Source organism: Opitutaceae bacterium (assembly GCA_015075305.1).
GTDB lineage: Bacteria > Verrucomicrobiota > Verrucomicrobiia > Opitutales > Opitutaceae > UBA6669.
Window position 1 is genome coordinate 123852 of record JABTUS010000006.1, and the last position, 17687, is coordinate 141538.

General features: G+C 60.2%; 8 protein-coding genes. 6 read left to right on the forward strand and 2 right to left on the reverse strand.

The window, feature by feature from the left end; genetic code table 11:
• Nucleotides 1-111 precede the first annotated feature (111 nt).
• From HS122_12700 to HS122_12725, 6 genes are all read left to right on the forward strand, one after another.
• Entirely contained in the window at nucleotides 112-2904 is a 2793-nt protein-coding gene (locus tag HS122_12700) for a discoidin domain-containing protein (protein MBE7539258.1), read from the forward strand.
• Between the two features lie 182 nt (nucleotides 2905-3086).
• Nucleotides 3087-6527, forward strand: a complete 3441-nt coding sequence (locus tag HS122_12705; protein MBE7539259.1) for a TonB-dependent receptor plug domain-containing protein — start codon at nucleotides 3087-3089, stop codon at nucleotides 6525-6527.
• A 58-nt stretch (nucleotides 6528-6585) separates the two neighbouring features.
• Nucleotides 6586-7515: an alpha/beta hydrolase gene (locus HS122_12710; protein MBE7539260.1), complete on the forward strand. Its 930-nt coding sequence runs from the start codon at nucleotides 6586-6588 to the stop codon at nucleotides 7513-7515.
• A 1-nt stretch (nucleotide 7516) separates the two neighbouring features.
• On the forward strand, nucleotides 7517-8500 hold the full coding sequence (locus HS122_12715; protein ID MBE7539261.1) for an alpha/beta hydrolase: 984 nt from the start codon (nucleotides 7517-7519) through the stop codon (nucleotides 8498-8500).
• Nucleotides 8501-8675: 175 nt separating this feature from the next.
• A complete protein-coding gene (locus tag HS122_12720) occupies nucleotides 8676-11849 on the forward strand; it encodes a hypothetical protein (protein MBE7539262.1) in 3174 nt (1057 codons plus the stop codon).
• Between the two features lie 136 nt (nucleotides 11850-11985).
• Nucleotides 11986-13425: a hypothetical protein gene (locus tag HS122_12725; GenBank protein MBE7539263.1), complete on the forward strand. Its 1440-nt coding sequence runs from the start codon at nucleotides 11986-11988 to the stop codon at nucleotides 13423-13425.
• 62 nt (nucleotides 13426-13487) lie between these two features.
• Here HS122_12725 and HS122_12730 read toward each other — a convergent pair whose 3' ends face one another.
• Complete coding sequence (locus tag HS122_12730) at nucleotides 13488-16163, reverse strand: discoidin domain-containing protein (protein MBE7539264.1); 2676 nt, start codon at nucleotides 16161-16163, stop codon at nucleotides 13488-13490.
• A 436-nt stretch (nucleotides 16164-16599) separates the two neighbouring features.
• Nucleotides 16600-17355, reverse strand: coding sequence for an FCD domain-containing protein (locus HS122_12735; protein ID MBE7539265.1), 756 nt, complete (start codon nucleotides 17353-17355; stop codon nucleotides 16600-16602).
• Nucleotides 17356-17687 lie beyond the last annotated feature (332 nt).

The window sequence follows — 17687 nt, forward strand, 5'->3', positions numbered from 1 at the left end:
GTCGCGGGACGCGGATGTGGCATGTCCCTATTTGAAAGATTCACGTCCTTTCCGAGAGGTCGGGCAATTGCAATGATCCACCCGACTTTGGAACAACCGGCTGATTCTGCCATGGAATTTATGCACAACATCATCGAGCCAGGACAAAGCGAGGCCGCTCGACGGTCCGCATGGCTCCGGAGCCCACAGGCATGCACGAAACCTTCACTACCCCTGCCGCGCAAGAAGCGGAGCCTCTGCATTGTTTCCAGTTTGCTCTGGCTGGCCGGAGCGGGAGTGATGACGAGGGCGGCGACACTCGACGGGCCCCATGTCTCGCTCACAATTGAGATAGCCGGCGATGTGGTGAATGCGTCGTTGGGATCCTCAGCCCTGCCCGCGTTCGCCTCCGGTCCCTATGCCTGGAACGCAAGAGTGGATGGGGTCGGCTTGGACGGACTGAAGTCGGCCCAGGTCCGCCGGGCAAATGACCGCACCTTGATTGTCACAGGCCGTCTTGGTCCGCTCGATATCGAGCAGCGTTTCACGCTTCTGGAGGATGGTGGCGGCTTTTCCGAAAGCATCATTCTGCACAACCCGACCGGCCGCACGGTGGACATCGACGACCTCCGGTTTGGTTTCTCCCGGAAAGTGGATCCCGCGACCGACCCCTTCCGGTTGGTAGCCGTGCCGTACCGGAGACAGGCGGACGGTTCTTTCCATGACAATTCGATGGCGGACATCGTGGCCGTCGTTGAACGGGGTGGTAAAATCAATGCGACCGGCAATCAGCCGCCGGTGGCGCCTCTGGTTGACGAAGAACACCGGCGTCTGCGCTCGGAAGGTTGGGTGCTGACCGACGGAGCTCGCAGCCTGCTTGTGCTCAAGTACAACAACGAGGCGGTGGAGTTGTCCGCGGTGAACTGGGAGGCCGCGCAGGCTCGGGTGGTGTTCGGGGGCTGTGCTTTTGTTTTGCACAAGGAACCGGTGCAGGCTCGCTCCCTGTGCCCGGAAACCCGGTTCCAATTTGGCGAGACACGCTACGTCTTCTACAATGGCGGCTGGCCGGAGGGTTATGCACTCTACAAGGACTTTCTGAATCGCAGGGGCCATGGGCTCGCGCCGGAATATGATCCGCAGGTTCAGTGGAATGTGCTGTTCGATCTCAGCGACAAAGCCTGGCCCTATAAAAAGGTCCTGGAGCAGGCTGCGCTCGCGAAGGCTGCCGGATGCACACGCCTCTATCTTGATCCAGGCTGGCAGGTTCCCACCACGCCAACCAATCCCCAACCTCTGTATGGCTCGGCGCTGTGGGATGAGAAACGCCTTGGGCCGCTCGATGAATTTGTCCGCCTCATGCGCGATTCCTACGGACTCGAGGTGGGACTGTGGGCCGCCGCCAGCGTCGGACAGAAAGACGCGCAGTGGCCCAGGGATTACTACCGGCAAATGCCCGCCGCCGTTCTGCAAACTCCGCCTCCACGGCAGAGGTATCAAGATCTCGTCCTGCTGCCGATGGTCAAGTCCGCCGCCTCCTCCGCCCTGGACGCGGAGCATGACGCCGGAAAGGTGAGGGATGGCCAGTATGGAAATGGCGCAAGCTGGATCGCCGGTCGCATGCCGGCCTGGATCGAAATCGATCTCAAGCAGCAGCGTGCTATTTCCCAGATCAATCTGAGCAACGACAATACCCGGCGGCACACTGACCGCGCTGCGACCTCCTTTCGCATTCTGACCGCCACCCGTTACAACGTGGATTCCAAGGCGGACACCTGGAAGGTGGTCGGAGAGTACAACCAATACTCCGCCGGCCTGACGAATCAGATGGAGTTTTCCTTCCCGCCGGTCACCGCGCGCTGGGTGCGGATCGAATTGCTCGAACCCGCGGCGGAGCCCGTCCGCATTGATGAAATCGAAATTTATCAGGCGGCTCCGAACAGGGAGAAGACCATCCTGCCTTCAAGCGGGCGGTCCGACGGTGGCAGCGGATTGCTGACCCTGAACGAGCTGTGCATGTCTGACCGGGAGTGGCTGGATGAGAGATTTCGCCGCCTTTCCCGCCTGACCGATTCGGGTGTCCGGTTCCTGATGTTCGACTTTCACGGCTGGAGAGGCCCGTGTTATGCGCCCGATCACGGCCACCCGGTTCCCTCCACCACGCTTGATCACATTGACTCCCTCTATGGCCTTGCCCGCAAGCTCCGGCTGAGGCATCCGGACCTGCGCATCGAAATGCACGACGCCGTCTGGCCCTGGGGGGCGCGCTACCTGCCGGGCTATTTTCGTCAAGGACTGCGCGGCGGCGACTACGACGAGAACTGGGGATACGAGTTCATGTGGAACTCGATCGGGGACATCCGCTCCGGAAAGGCCGCGTGTCTCTACTACTACAACCTGGCCTGCGACATGCCGATGTACCTGCACTTCAACATGCACGCCGACAACGACCAGCTCCTGGCCTTCTGGTGGATGGCGAGCACCGTGCGGCACCTCGGATTCGGCGGGCGCACCAACGCCGCAAAGATGGAGTATCATGGCAGGCTGGAGGAGCTGTCACCGGAACGCGCCACGGCGCGATTCGAGAAACTTTGCGCGGCCATGACCACCTACAATCGCCTTAAGCCGTATTTCACCCACGGGAAATTCAGCGGCATCGGCGGTGACGAAACGCTTCACCTGCATACGCTGCCTGGACAGGCCGGCGGCGTGCTGCTCCTTTTCAACCTTGGAGACCAACCAGTCAATCGTGTCGTGCGCGTACCGCTCAGCCAGTTGGATCTCGGCTCGTCCGCGGAACTGCCGGCCATCAGCGGTGCCAGCGGTTCAATTTCAGGGGACAGCCTGGTGCTCTCCGTACCGCTTGCTCCCGAGAGTCCCGCCCTGATCGCCATCGGCTCAGCCGCCGCGGATGTGGCGCGGAGGTAGGAGTTGCTGCCATTCGATCCTGTTCAGCGCGTAGATTCCAGGATCCCGGGAGGTTCTCGGATCTGATCTCCCGGTTTCCCCATCACTTTCCCCGCTTTGACAAGATTTGGGTAAACAGTCCCGCGGACTCGGCAGTCTCTGAAGTGGCGCATCGAAAATCGCCGCATGCCCTCCAAAAGTCCATGAAGACAAAAGTGTACACACCTGCCCCGCACCCATCCATCGCGCGACCGTTTTCCACCCCCGGTTCCTGGCTCCGTTTCCTGCCAATCGGGATCGTCATCGCCATCTGCCCCGGCGTCGGCGCGCAGGCAACAAGCAGCCCACAATCGAAATCCGACACCGTTCCCGCGCAAAAAATTCCGGTGGTTGCCGCGACTCCTGACGCCGAATCAGAGGGCAATGGCGATGCCAAGGATGTGGTGGCCCTGAATCCCTTCCTCGTGAACGCATCCCAGGACACGGGATACACGGCGCGTTCGTCCCTCGCAGGCACGCGTTTGAACACGCTGCTGAAGGACATCGCATCGTCCATCAGCGTTGTGACCAAGGAGTTTCTTGAGGATACCAACTCCACAAGTCTGGAAAATCTGCTGGTCTACACCGCCAACACGGAGGTTCCCGGCATAGGCGGCAATTTTGCCAACCCGAATGCCTCCCGGGTGGCAGGAGGGGTGATGGCTGCAAGTTTCAGCAACCCGGAGGCCTATACGCGGGTGCGGGGCCTGGCGGCGGCCGATCTCACGCGGGATTTTTTCTCCACATCGATCCCGATGGATTCCTACAACACGAGCCGGGTGGTCATCAACCGCGGAGCGAATGCCATTCTTTACGGTTTGGGAAGCCCGGCGGGAATCATCGACAACCAGACCATCAAGCCTCTCTTCAAGAGCCAGGGAATGACCAGCTACGAGTACGGCAGCTACGGCACCCGCCGCGGAGTGGTCGATCTGGAAAAGGAAATCGTCAGGAAAAAGCTCTCTCTGCGAATCGCGCTGCTGGACGAGGATACAAGGTACCAGCAGAAACCCGCCAAGGTGGTCGACCGGCGAATCACAACTGTTGGCGAATGGCGGCCCTTCAAGAACACCGCGGTTCGCGTCTCCTACGAATATGGCAAAATGGATGGGAACTACCCGCGTCCAATACCGCCGCAAGACCAGGTGAGCCGCTGGTTCGACGTGTCGCCGACAGGAGTCGCCAAGCCGGTCAAGGATCCCTACAACAAGGGGACCCTCAACATGTACAATGCGGCCGGCAGGATGGTGGACAATCTCTACTGGGGCCCGGCGGGCTGGGGATTTGAGCCTGTAATTTTCTTTCCCAATGCTGATGCGTCTGTGGCCGGCGGCGCCCTGCCCAACGGTGCGGATGGATTTGTACCCCTCAACCATCCGATACTGGGCGCTGATGCCTCCAATGGAGTAAGCTACCAGGCGTTTGCGACCATCAGGGGGCTGAACCAGTTGCTTGCAAACATGGTTGGCGCTCCAAAGGACCAGAACGGCAACCTGAAATCCGTCACGCGAAACTTCTATGTGAATGAAGTGGTTCAGGACACGAGCATCTTCGATTTTCGCAATCTGCTTATCGACGGTCCGAACAAAAGCGAGGACCGGGACTTTCAGGTTTTGAATGGGGCCGTCGAGCAGACATTCCTTCAGGGCAACGCAGGACTGACCTACCAGTTCAACAAGGAAAAATCAGGGTACACGCGGCACTCCATCCTTGGCGATGGCTCCCAGTTCTCGGGTCTGGCCGTCGATGTAAACGGAAGGCTGCCCTCGGGCGAGGTGAACCCAAACTTCGGCCGCCTCTTTTTCTCATCAGGCAGTCTGACAAAAAGCATCATCAACGCGGAGAGGGAAAATCACGCGTTCACCGGTTTCTACAAACTCGATCTGGAGAAATACGCAGGCGGCTTCTGGAGACACCTTTTGGGCAATCATACATTGACCGCTTTCTACTCAAAGTCGGAAAGAAACAATGAGTCCTACAACTTCAGTCGTTTTGACATGGATGGATCCTGGCTGCTGGGGAAGGGCAATTTTCATCCGAATCCCCTGGCTTTCTCCGCCTTGGGCACCCACGTCTATGTCTCCCCCAGTATCGCAAACCAGAGCACGGCCGCCGGAGCCCATGCCTCGAATATGCGCACAAAGATCATATTTGAGCCGGAATACTCGATTACATATCTGAACAGGGATACGCACAAGTACACGGTGGGCACCTTTGGGAATGAACAGAACGTGCCCTGGGGCGCGACACTATCGAAACAGGACATAGACAGCAGAGTTCTCATCCTTCACAGCCGGTTTCTTAACAACAATGTAGTGGCCACGTATGGCTACCGGGAGGACGACGTGGGGATCTGGACCAATAATCAACCGCCGCTCAACATCAATGAACGGCGCAACATAAGTCCCAGTGTCTTTCATCTGCCCAGCGACCCCACCTTCACTTCGAGCTCGAATTCCAGGAGTCTTGGCCTTGTCGCCCATGCCCCGGAGGCGTGGCTCAACCGGCTGGGCGCAAGGGGCCTGGGATTGAGCTTGTACTACGCAACGTCAGACAACGCGCAGGTGGGCGTCGAGCGCAAGGACCTCAATGGAGACACGCTTCCTCCGGTGGCCGGAGACACGGAGGAAATAGGATTCGCCGTTTCCTTCGCGGATGGAAAATTCGCCGTGCGGGTCAACAAGTATGAAACATTGGAGACGGGTCTGAACTCGGGTTTGACCGGCCAGTTCTCGGGTTTCATGAATTTCTACCTGCGGGAACATGCGCTGGTTTTCCAGCAGAGCATCATCGATGCGAACGCCTTCAATCAGCCTGATATCGGGCATTTGGCCAACTATGATCCGTTCAAGGGCTCCGAGTATCTCCGGGATCTGATCAAGTTCTCCCGCCAGCCTTTTGAATACACCTTTCCGCCTGGGCTGGTGTTCCCCACGAACCTGCAGTCGAAAGGATGGGAGATCGAGGGGGTGGCGAATCTTACGCCGAACTGGCGGCTGACATTCAACGTCGCGAACCAGGAGGTGATATCGACCAATACGGCGCCGTTGCTGCGCGAATTCATCGCCAAGACAGTCGAACCCGTGCTGGCGGAATTCGGCAAGTTCCCCGTCGACATTCTTGGAGCGGAATCGCTCAAGAGCGCCGTCGAACGCGCCGGCTTGATTGCAACCAAGACAACGCTGCTTTCGGATGGAGCGCCAAAAACCGACGAGATTCGTCCCTGGCGCGCAAATTTGGTTACAAACTACACCTTTGACCGGAGGTCGCGGTTCAAGGGCTTCAACGTTGGCGGGGCCGTTCGTTGGCAGGATAAGATCGGCATCGGGTTTCCAGTCATCCAGGATCCCGCGCTTGGAATCATTTCCGATCTGGCCAACCCCATCTACGGGCCTTCATCGACCAACGTTGATGCCTGGATTGGCTGGATGAGAAAGCTGGGGCCCCGGTTTGGAAACACCGTGCTCAGGCTGCAGTTGAACGTGCGCAATCTCCTGAACGACGATGACCTCATTCCCGTCGTCGCCAATCCCGACCTGACCATCCCCGTCGTCCGCGTACCGGAGGAGCGTGCGTTTGCCCTGCGGGCCTCGCTCAGCTTCTAGTTTTTCATGGTGGTTCCCCCAGACATTCGTCGTGCGTTGAACCCTTTCATTATCCTCGATGAGTATCACACCCGCTGATTTCCGTTTCAGGCGGCACTCCCCGCTTCCTGCCCGACGATTCGCATCCCTGCTCGCGATCGTGTGCCTGCCTGTTCTCGCCGGAGGTGCGTCGGCTGCAGAACCGGTGGTTCCTGCCGGCGTGGAATTTAACCGCGATTTGGAGTTTTCCAATCCCGGCAATCAGCATCTGCAGTTGAATCTGGCCCTTCCCAAGGCGGAGGGCGGTTTGCGTCCGGCGGTGATTTGCATCCACGGCGGAGGCTTTCGCCAGGGCCGCCGTGAAAACTACGACGGTGTCTGCCTCGAACTGGCATCCCGCGGCTATGTCGCGGCCACCATCACCTATCGGCTTGCCCCTGATCACCCGTTTCCGGCGGCAGTGGAGGATTGCAAGGCCGCCGTGCGGTGGCTTCGCGCGCACGCTGCCGAGTACCGCGTGGATCCGGAGCGCATCGCAGCTTGGGGTGGTTCGGCGGGGGCAAATCTCGCCCTGCTCCTCGGCACAACCGCCGGCGTGAAGCAGTTCGAACGCGGGCCCAATCTGGAACAATCGAGTGCGGTGGCCTGCGTGGTCTCCTTCTCGGGTCCCTCCGACCTGACGCGGTCCTACGGCAGCAGCGTGGATGCCGGGGTGGTGCTGCCCCTGTATTTTGGAGGAGACCTCTCCGCAAAGCGGCGCGAGCATATCATCGGCAGTCCGCTCTACTGGGTCACGCCAGAGGCCGCTCCCATTCTCGCCATTCACGGCACCGCCGACCCCTACGTTGCCTATGAGCAATCTTTCTGGATCGTTGACCGCTTGCTCGCCGCAGGCGTCGAAGCCGGTCTGCTGACGATCGAAGAGGCCGGACACGGATTTAAGGGCGCCGACGCAAAGAGAGCCTTGGAAACCGCGATCGTATTCCTGGATCAGAAAATGAAGAAGTAAAATGAACCTTTTCGCACGCTCACCGGCTCGTACGCATTCAAGCGAGAATCCAAGCAATGCGCGCTCTCCGAGGCGGACGCTCCGTGGATATGGGAGAGTCTCCCAGCGAATCGCCTGGGTGTGGGCATGCTGCGGATTGCTCAGCGCCTGCGGGGTCGCCCGGGGTGTCGAATTGAAAGTCCCCTCCAACGTCGAATTTGCCCGGGATATTCAGTATGCGAATCCCGACAATGTTCCCCTCCGGCTCAATCTGGCCCGGCCGAAGGTTGCGGATGACAGGTTGCCCGCGGTGGTCTGCTTCCATGGCGGGGGATTCCGCCAGGGTACGCGTGATATCTACGACGGCCTTTGCCTGGAACTGGCCACGCGCGGCTATGTCGCCCTGACGATTCAGTACCGGTTGTCTCCGCAGTCGCTCTTTCCGGCGGCGGTGCAGGACTGCAAGTCCGCCATTCGATGGCTCCGGGCGCACGCCGCCGAGTATCGGGTGGACCCGGATCGGATCGCAGTTTGGGGAGGCTCAGCGGGAGGCAACCTCGTGCTGATGATGGTTGCCACAGCAGGTGTGCCGGAATTCGAGCGGGGTGACAACCTGGGTCAATCCAGCGCGGTGGCCTGTGGCGTGAGCTTTTGCGGCGCGTCCGATTTCACTCGCTCCTACGGCCGAAGTCTGGGTGCCGCGAGCTCGCTGCCGAACTACTTTGGCGGTGATCTGAGCAGGAAGCGGAAGGAACACATTCATGGAAGCCCCCTGTACTGGATAACGCCGCAGGCGGCCCCGACCATTTGCATTCACGGCACCGAGGACCCCAATGTCGCATGCGAGCAGTCCGTTTGGATGGTCGAGCGATTGCTCAAGGCGGGCGTCAAGGCCGAGCTCTTCTCCGTCCAAGGCGCCGGACATGGCTTCCGGGGAGCGGATCGCGTGCGCGCAGATGCAGCCGGATTTTCCTTCCTGGACCGCCAACTGAAGAACAAGCAGTGAACTTCCGGTTTCGGCGGCACGTTGTTGAGGATGGACGTGTGGTGAATCCCGACCCCATTTGCCTCCGCCTGACACCGCCGCAATGACAAGCAGACAAATCGAATTTCCCCATGGGAGGTCCCACAACCGGACGATTCCGCTTAGTGGGTGCGACTGGAGGATAAGGGATGAACCCATGCCGGGAAGTGACGCGTTCTGCCACGATTGGATCCCTGCGACGGTTCCGGGCAACATCCATGCGGATCTCGAAACAGCGCGGATGCTCAAGCCACTTGCCTACGGGGATTCAGACCAGCGACTTCACGAGGTCGCGAAGCACGCGTGGCAGTACCACAAGTCGTTCCACGTGCCGGCAGGCTTTGCCGGTCGAAGGATTCGCATCGAGTTTGATGGCGTGGACTATCACTGCACCGTGAGAGTCAACGGCGAGGCAATTGGCGAGAACGGCAACATGCACCGCCGGTTCGCGTTTGATGTCACGGATGTTGTCAGAACCGGAATGGTCAACGATCTCGAAATCCGGCTCTCCCCGATGCCTTCGGTCCTTGAACCCTATCTGGAAAAGAGCGACGGGAAACTCAGCGGCACAGGCACCGAATGGCATATTGTTCCAGGCATGACCAAGGCCATCGAGGTGCTGAAAGACATCAAGAGCCCAACGAACTTCGGCTACGACTGGGGCGTCAATATATGGACCTTGGGAATCTGGAAGGATGTGCGCCTGGAGGCCAGGGGGCCGGCAATCATCGAGAGCCTGAAGGTGGAGACTCCTCTGTCGCGAGACTACGCTCGTGCGAGCGTGAAAGTTGCAGCGGTGGTGGACAGCCTCGTCGCAGGGAAGGCCAGGCTTCGGATCAAGGTCAGCGGACACGGCCCGGACTGTGTGGTGGAGCGGGGGATTGCGCTCAATCAGGGGCACAATTGCCTGCAGGCTGAACTTGAGCTGTTTGCTCCCTCGCTGTGGTGGCCCAATGGGCATGGTGGGCAGCCTCTCTACACGCTCGAGGCTGCGGTCGTGGATGGCTCGGGGCGGATTTCACATGTCAAGGAGACGCGTTTTGGCGTGCGTGAGGTGAGTTGGGAGCACACGTCGGAGGCTCCGGCGGATTTTCCGGAGAAGTACATGGCCGTGATCAATGGGAGGAGGATCCGGATGATCGGCTCGAATCTGATTCCCCCGGACCTGCTGTTCGCCCGCATTCCGGAGCGAGCGCCACACTTGTTGCGCCTGGCGAAGGCATTGGGATTCACCGCGCTGCGGGTGTGGGGTGGTGGCGTGATTTTCACCCGTGAGGTCTATGATCTCGCCGATGAACTGGGCCTCATGCTCATCCTTGAACTTCCCATCGCCAACATAGACCCGAAGCAGGATGCGGAACTGTTGAAGAACCTGAGCATCACTCTGCCGAACATCATCAGGCAGGTGTGGAACCATCCCTCCATCGTCGAATACACCGGAGGAAACGAGATGCTGTACGGTGCCAGCGGCGATTTTTCCGTGATCGAGCACATTCGCGGGATCTTTGCCCAGGTTGATCCGAGCCGGATTTTCCGGGACACTGAGCCGGCTGCGGGTGGAGCCCATGGCAAGTGGCACTTCCCCGTAAATCTGAGCAGCCGCGGTGACTGCCTGGAGCTTTACTACTCAGGGTGGAACCAGGATTGTCCAACGGGTGCCGAATTTTTCCCCTACGCGCCGTATCGCGTGCCAGTGCCTGTGTATCCTATCATGCGGCATGGTGAGTATGGGTATCAGACGACTGGGCATCTGGAAGTGTGGCAGCGGGATATTCCGCCTGGCTCGCAATGGCCGATTGACAGGGAGGATCCGGTTCTCATTCGCAAGAATGCGACGTATGCGGTGTTCGATGACGACGCCTGGTTGCTCAAGCCGGTCATCGACTTTCTGTTCGGGGAATCGCCAAATCTTGAGCGGCTGTTGAAGGCCGGCCAGTACATTGGCGCGGAGGGTCTGCGCTATGCCACGGACGCAATCCGCCGGCGGGGAACGGCGACGGGCGGCATGATGACGTGGGACTTCAACGAGCCTTGGACCAATGGCGCGGGCAGCTATTTGGTGGACTACGACGGCCGGGCGCTGATGAACAGTGCGTTCCTCAAACAGGCGGTGGATCCGCTGTCGCTGTCGCTGAAACACGCCTCGCCCCTCTACGACATCCGCGAGGGCATTCGCACCGCGCTCTACCTGACGAGCGATGCCTGCGAACCGGCGAAAGGTCTCACTTGGTCGTGGCGTGCCCGGGATCGTCGCGGAGCGGTGATCACTTCGGATCGAGGGCAGGTGGACATCAATCCGATCGAAGTGAAGAAGCTGGCCGATATCGCGCTGACGCTGCCGGAGAAAACCGCCTTCGGGCCATTTTTCCTGGAGCTGCAACTCGACGACAACCAGGGCCATCGGCTGCACGAGCGCGTGCATGTCTTCGGGCTGCGCGGCGTGCGGGCTCCATTGCAAGGGCTCCTGAGCCGGAGCCTGCTGGATCAGGATGATGATCCGACGGCGCTGGAAGCCTTGCTCGCGGCCGGCGGGCCGGCGACGCATGGGGTTTCACGTCCGGTACAGCGGACCACGCTGCAGGTGGGACCATCTGTAATTTGGGAGGAGGGAGACGAGGAGTTGCTCGAATTTGCGCTGACCAACACGGGGGGAATGACCGCGTTGTTCTGCGACCCACGGCCGGTGCTGAACTATCGCACGGATCTGATCATCGAAAATCTCTTCGTGTGCATTCCGACAGGTGAGTCGCGGAAATTGAGGATTCGCGCCCCGCTCAATTCCAGGGATGGACTGGGCCTGGCGCAGACCGGGTGGCGCATCGAGAGCTGGAATGCGGAACCGGTCTCGATCGAGCCAACAAGCGACGTCGTGCTCGCGCTCGGCCGTGCGGACCGAATGGCCCGGGAGTATGCTGGGTATCCGGGATTGAGGCCGGCGGTTTCGGAAAATTTGATCCGCCTGGTGGGCCACCGGCCTGATCCCGGAAAAGTTCCTTATCTGATGGAGGAGGGCAGGATCGTCGAGTTCAGCTTCGATGCGGGGACCGACGTCGGGAAGCACAGTTCGCTGCTCCGAATCCATTCGGCCGACCAGTCAACCATCGGTGCGTTGGTTCAGGTGGAGCTGAATGGCCGCACTTTCGAGATGCAGTTTCCGCAGGGCTACGGTTTTCAACGGGATGATCCTGCGCACCTTGCCTCGGCGCGAACAAATGCTCTGGCTTTGTCCGCCGGCGTGGTGAGGTCAGGCAACAATGTTTTACGCATCAAGACACTCAACGCAGGCTGGTTCACTTGGGATGCACTCGACCTCAGGACGTTCTCCGAATGACACACGCTGCTGAAGCTTCGCCTGCACGCCTCATGATTTTTCGAAAACAAGAATGGAACTCCGTGACTGCCCATCGTTCTGCTGAGTCATCGCGTCCAACAGGTCGCGCGGGACGAATCGACAGGAGCTCACTATCATGACGTGGATCGATGGCATCATCATCGTGGTCTATATGGCGGCCGTTGTCGTGGCGGGCATTGGGGGACGTGGCCGTCAGGAGAACACCCGGGACTACTTCACTTCCCGTGACGGATTCAAGGGACGCATCGGGCAGGTTATTGTGGGTCTCAGCATCGGAGCCACGCTCTTCAGCGGGATAAGCCTCGTTGCGATTCCGAGTCTCTTTTACGCGTATGGAGTGACCATCACGGCGGTCATGATCAGTTTCCCGCTGGCCTATCTGCTGTTGCGGTACTGGTTTCTTCCTCGCTATCTGGCCGTTGCCCAGAACAGTCCCTATGACATCATTGAAATCCAGTTCGGGCGTCCGACGCGGCTGGTGGCATCCGGCATGTTCCTGCTCCTGCGCCTGGCTTGGATGGCCGCGCTGACCTACGTGCCCGTGCTCGTGATCATGGCGGGAGTAGGGCTTGGGCATGAATGGTTCTGGCCGCTCATTCTGTTCATCGGGCTCAGCAGCACGGCCTACACTGTGGCCGGGGGCATTCGCGGAGTCATCATCACGGATGCCATCCAGTTCATCATCATCATCGTCGTTTTGCTGGCGATCATCCTGTTCATCGGCTTGCGCCTGCCGATGTCATTTGCGGAAGTCAGCGGCTACTTGCAGGGAAACACCGCGCTCCTGAAATTGAACTGGTCGCTGAATCCGACGGTGGCGATGACGGTCCTGGCCATGGGCATCGGAGGGACTTTCAGCAACATGAGCTCCTACATCGCCGACCAGATGTCGCTCCAGCGCTATCTTGCGTCGGGGGGAGTCCGACCCGCGGTGAGTGCATTCGGATCGTGCATGGTGTCAACGGCGCTGATTTTTGTGCTGCTCTATGCCGTTGGACTGGCGATCGGAGCGTGGTACCACATTCATCCCGATTCCGGATTGCCCGCGGATGCAGACAGGGTCTTTCCGTATTTTGTCGCGTCGCAACTGCCGGTCGGATTCATGGGCCTCACGCTTGCGGCCATCCTGGCGGCGACGATGAGCAGCATCACAAGCGGCATCAACGCCCTGTCGGGTTCGCTGTTGAACGATTTCGTTCCCCTTGTCGAACGGGTGGAATCCCGGCGACTGCTTTTGTATGCGCGATTGACGAGCGCGGCCATCGGGATTGGCACGACAATCGGCGCGGGCTTCGTCGAGCGGGTGGGCTCGCTCTACAACATACTCTTTGCCTTCTTCGGCATCTTTCTCGGACCGTTGCTGGCCTGCATGATCTGCACGATTGGGCGTCTGCAGGCGACCGGGCGGATCCTGATACCCGCAATGCTGCTCGGCTGCCTGTCAGGGGTAGGAGTCGCCACCACCCCGATAGCCGATGTATGGATGCCGGCGGTCACGTGCCTGGTGACGTTGTCCGCAGCGTGGCTCGGGTCCCGCATCTGGCGAAAAGTCTAGCGGGTTGTCCGAAGCAGACTCGTTTCGGATTGGAGCGCCAGGATGAGCGGAATTTGCCTTGCTCACTGACTGCGAGTGGACGTGGCGATCGTAGGACCAATTTCAATCAAGGCAGGGCTTTCCGGTGGGAGGGCGACGGTTAGGACGAGATCATCGCCATCGATAGTGCCAGTCGCACCGGCCAGTGCGGGGATGCCGGAGGGCGTTTCGAGATTGAGTTGGCGCAGCGGGACGCGGATGTGGCGGCTGACCGGCTTGTCGCGCAGGTTGAAGACAAGGAGCACCCCGCCGGGTTTCCCGTCCAGGGTATGCAGGTGCAGCGATTCGTCCCCGTTGATTCCGCTGAAATGGCCGTGGGCGAAATACGGCTTGAGCCTGTTGTAGGAGGCCATGGCTACGCGGTATTTCTCCCAGCGTCGGTCCGCACGTTCGGGGGAGATTTCCTCCAGCTTGCCGTGGGGTTCGAGCTTTGCCGCGTTGGAGCGGCCGCCGAAACCAAGATGCCGGATCGTGCTGGCCATCCACCAGAATGCCACCAGTTGATCGTTGTCGGCGAAGATGTTGAAATGAAGATACAGGGGGATGTCCGTGCCCAGATTGTAGTAGTAGAGGCATGCCGCCTTGCCTGATCGGATGTCACCGATCGAGTTCCACATGAACTCGTAGCCCCAGTTTTCATCGTAATCGCCATCACGCAGACCCTGGCGGAAATAGCCGGGCAGGTAGCGCGATCCCCAGGTCCAGATGGCGTCGTGCATTTCGATGCGCAGATTGGGATGCTGCAGACGAAGCCGCCGCGACAATCCGTAGATTGCGTTGATGTGGTCGAGGGTCGTCGAAGGCACGGGGTGCCCGTGGTCCGGGGCATAACAGGGGCCGTTCCAGCTGTGGAAATCGAACATCAGGAAGGACACCCCGTCATCGACGAGCCGCGACAGCCGGCGAAATCGCTCAGCCAGCCACTCCTTGTCCGACATGCAAAGTTCATTGACCGTCTGCATCTTCTCTCCGGAGGGCGTGGCGGCGACGTCGCCGAGCAGTGATTTGTCCTGGCCGTCATCCGCCTTGTAGATCTCGACTTCGTCGATCCGCACGTTTTCCGACGCAGGCTCGCGCACTTCGATGCGCACCCAGCGGGCGCTGATTGGCGCAAACGAGAACTCCATCTGGCCGGTGAGTCCTGATTCGTACTGACTGTATTCCGCGACCGGATGCCAGGTGTTCGCGCGGCTGTCGGCGTTGTGCTGCGTGGCTGTGAGAATCCGGAAAGAGGTCGCCGAACGGTCGGTTTTTTCCCCGGTGTTGTCATTGCTGAGGCGGACGTGCGTGATCACGTACGGTCGCTGGAGGTCGATCTCGACCCATCCGGGCATGCTGCCGGGAATCCAGCTCGCGCCGGCTCCGAACCGGCCGTCACGCACTTTTTTGGGTCCATGATCCGCGTCGAGCGACGAAGAGGCGGCAACGGTCGCGGTGGGCAGCAGGGACAGGTTGTTGTAGCGGTGGCGTCCCTTCGGGGCGTTCAGGATGGAGACGGGCACCTGGCGGAAGTATTGCTTTGGCCATTGCGAATCAAACCGGGCGCGCGCTGCGGTCCAGAGCCCCAACTCCAGTCCGTACTCATCGCGCAGGAGCCTGACCATGGCGTCGAGGGGGCCGAGTCGCTTTTCATCCCATTTCACCGAACCGGCGATTGGCGTCCGTGAACCGTCGTCGGCCGGAGCCTCCCAGCCCGGATCCAGATAGAGCCGCGTGCAGCCGACATCCCTGGCGTAGGCCGCCTGCTTGAGGACCGCCTCATAGGTCCATGCGCCACCACCGAGGTCGAAGAGACCGTTCCATTGGACCTGCGGCTTGTATTCCGGAACCAGCCCGTGCCCCTTGCCGTTCAGGAACGCCTTGTAGATCGCGTAGCCCTCGGGCCAGCTTCCCTTGTAGAATTCGTAGCGCGTTTCTCCGAAGGTGAATGTCCCGTGCGGGCCCAGGGAATTGGCCTGCACCGGCTCCTTGTGAAGCACGAACGCACATCCGCCGAAAACGAGCCGGTTCTTGCCCGCGATCCAACTGACGGCGGAGTGCTCAACGGCCTCGTTGTTGTACTTGGTCACGAGGAGCCCATTGACGCCGTTTGTCAGTATCCAGCTTTCGGAGCGGAGACGCCGGAGCTCCTCGTCCACCAAGGGAGCCACGGGCGGGCAGTTGCCCATGGCGTTGATCTTGCCGCCTCCTCTGATCACGGCGACAACGTCGGCCATTGAGTAGTCGTGGAAGGATCCGTCGGCCTGCCTGCGGTAGGGCACCGCGACCAAGCGATACGGATCTGTCGCCGGATCCATCCGGCGCGAGAATCCGAAACGGACGTCGCCGATGACGACACTCCTTTCGGTTGGATTGCGCAGGCTTATGGTTTCAGTGAATCCCTGGGCGTTCTCGAGCAGGGATACGCGCTGTTCAACCTCCAGGGGACCAAGCTGGCCGGTGACAACCAAGCTGCGCCTGTCGAGCAGTCGAACACGCGCCCCCTTCAATCCATCGTTTTCGATCCCGTCGATTGTTGCCTGCCAGACATAGGGTCCGGCGGCGAAACTGGTCATGGCTTTGGATTGCAGCAGAGCTTCGATGCTGCCGCCTTCCGCATCCAGGGAGAGAGACACCAGGGGACCATCGATTCTTTCAGCCACCGCCTGCACGCCAGCGAACAGGGTCAGAGCAAGAGCCAGGCAATTTGTTCTTATCATTTCGAGTAGGTTGGAGTGCCGGCCCTATTGCGCGTTCCAGTGTTGAACAGGCACGACATTTGCAGCGATTTCGCCGATGATGGAGTGGAATGGTTGGCGAAACACGTTTCCTTGGCCGCGATCCGCAATTGAATCTTATCCGAGACAACCGAGCGGATCTGAGCGCTTACAACCACGTGAAAGATCCTCCATCTGAGGTGTAAACACATGCGAGTGGGCGAGGGTTTGCTCGGACTTCCGATTTCGGCGGAGATCGCGTGTCCGCTGGTGTTCTGCGCTCGCAAGGAAATGAACTCGGCCCGCGAAGTCTGGATTCCGGATGGTTTGCCTGGGATGCGCTTGATCTGGTGTGGAGGGGTGGGGCGGCAGTGGCGCCGCCTTCGTGAGGACTGCGGCGGGCGAGGTTGGACGCCGGGTGGCGGCAATTGCGACGCGGTCAGGCTCGGGACCTGCGGGTGGAAGACATCCTGGGCGGCTTGGCAGTCCCGCCTTCCTTTGCCGTCCAATAGTCAACGGACGCAATCTTGAGGTGCTCGGTCATGGCGAGATCGGCGGCTTCGGAGTCATGATTGGCGATCGCCCGGAAAACCTGTTCGTGTCCCTCATATGCCCTGACAATCGCCCCCTTGAGGCGAATGCCTGCGTCGCGCTGTTCCTGCAGCCATTCGGACAGCGCGGCGTTCATGGCGGTGAAGATGGGATTGCGCGGGATTTCCGCCAGGATCGTGTGGAAAGCCAGATCGGTCTTCGCAAACTCCTCGGGCGAACCCATGACAGCCCGGTTCTCCGCAAGCGCGACCGCCAGCCGGTCCACTTCCTTCGGAGACGCGTGCCGCGCGGCGTAGCGCGCGAGCCCGCACTCGAACAGCATGCGCGCCTCCTGAAGGTCCGCCACACCATGGGGCTGGGCGAGCAGGCCCTGAACGGATCCGGTCAACTGGCTGAAGAGCACCGCATTGTTGGCGCGCGACACCCGTGCGCGGGCCTTTTCCCTCATTGAGATGAAGCCGGATGCCTGCAGCGAAAGCAGGGCTTCCCGGACGGACGTTCGGGATGCACCGAAGTTTTCGGCAAGGACGCGTTCCGAGGGAAGACAACTGCCTTCGGGCAGCTTCCTGCTGATGATCTGGTCGGCAAGCTTGCGGGCGATGTCCTGGTATACGCGGCGGGACGGCGGCGGGTTGGCGCTCATTGGAAAATTGCAACGGTTGGCCGACGAGCTGGCCGCCGCCGGGTGAACCGTTGCGTCTGGTAGGACCATAGTCAAGAATCGGCTTGGTTCATGACAGTCACGCGCGAGCGTGTTCCCCCGGAATGAAATCCGATGGCTGAAGTGAAGGGCCGGGCGGCCCCGACAGGGACTCTGGATGCGCCGATATGTACGGCAACGATGAGGGCGAAGGGCGGGCAGGCACCTTCAGGCTGTTGCTCGCTGGGAATCTGGCAGGCGCGCCTGCCACGGATGCCATGAAGCGCATGACGCAGGAGGGGTGTTTGGCTAGCTTCGGACAATCAAACCTGGCG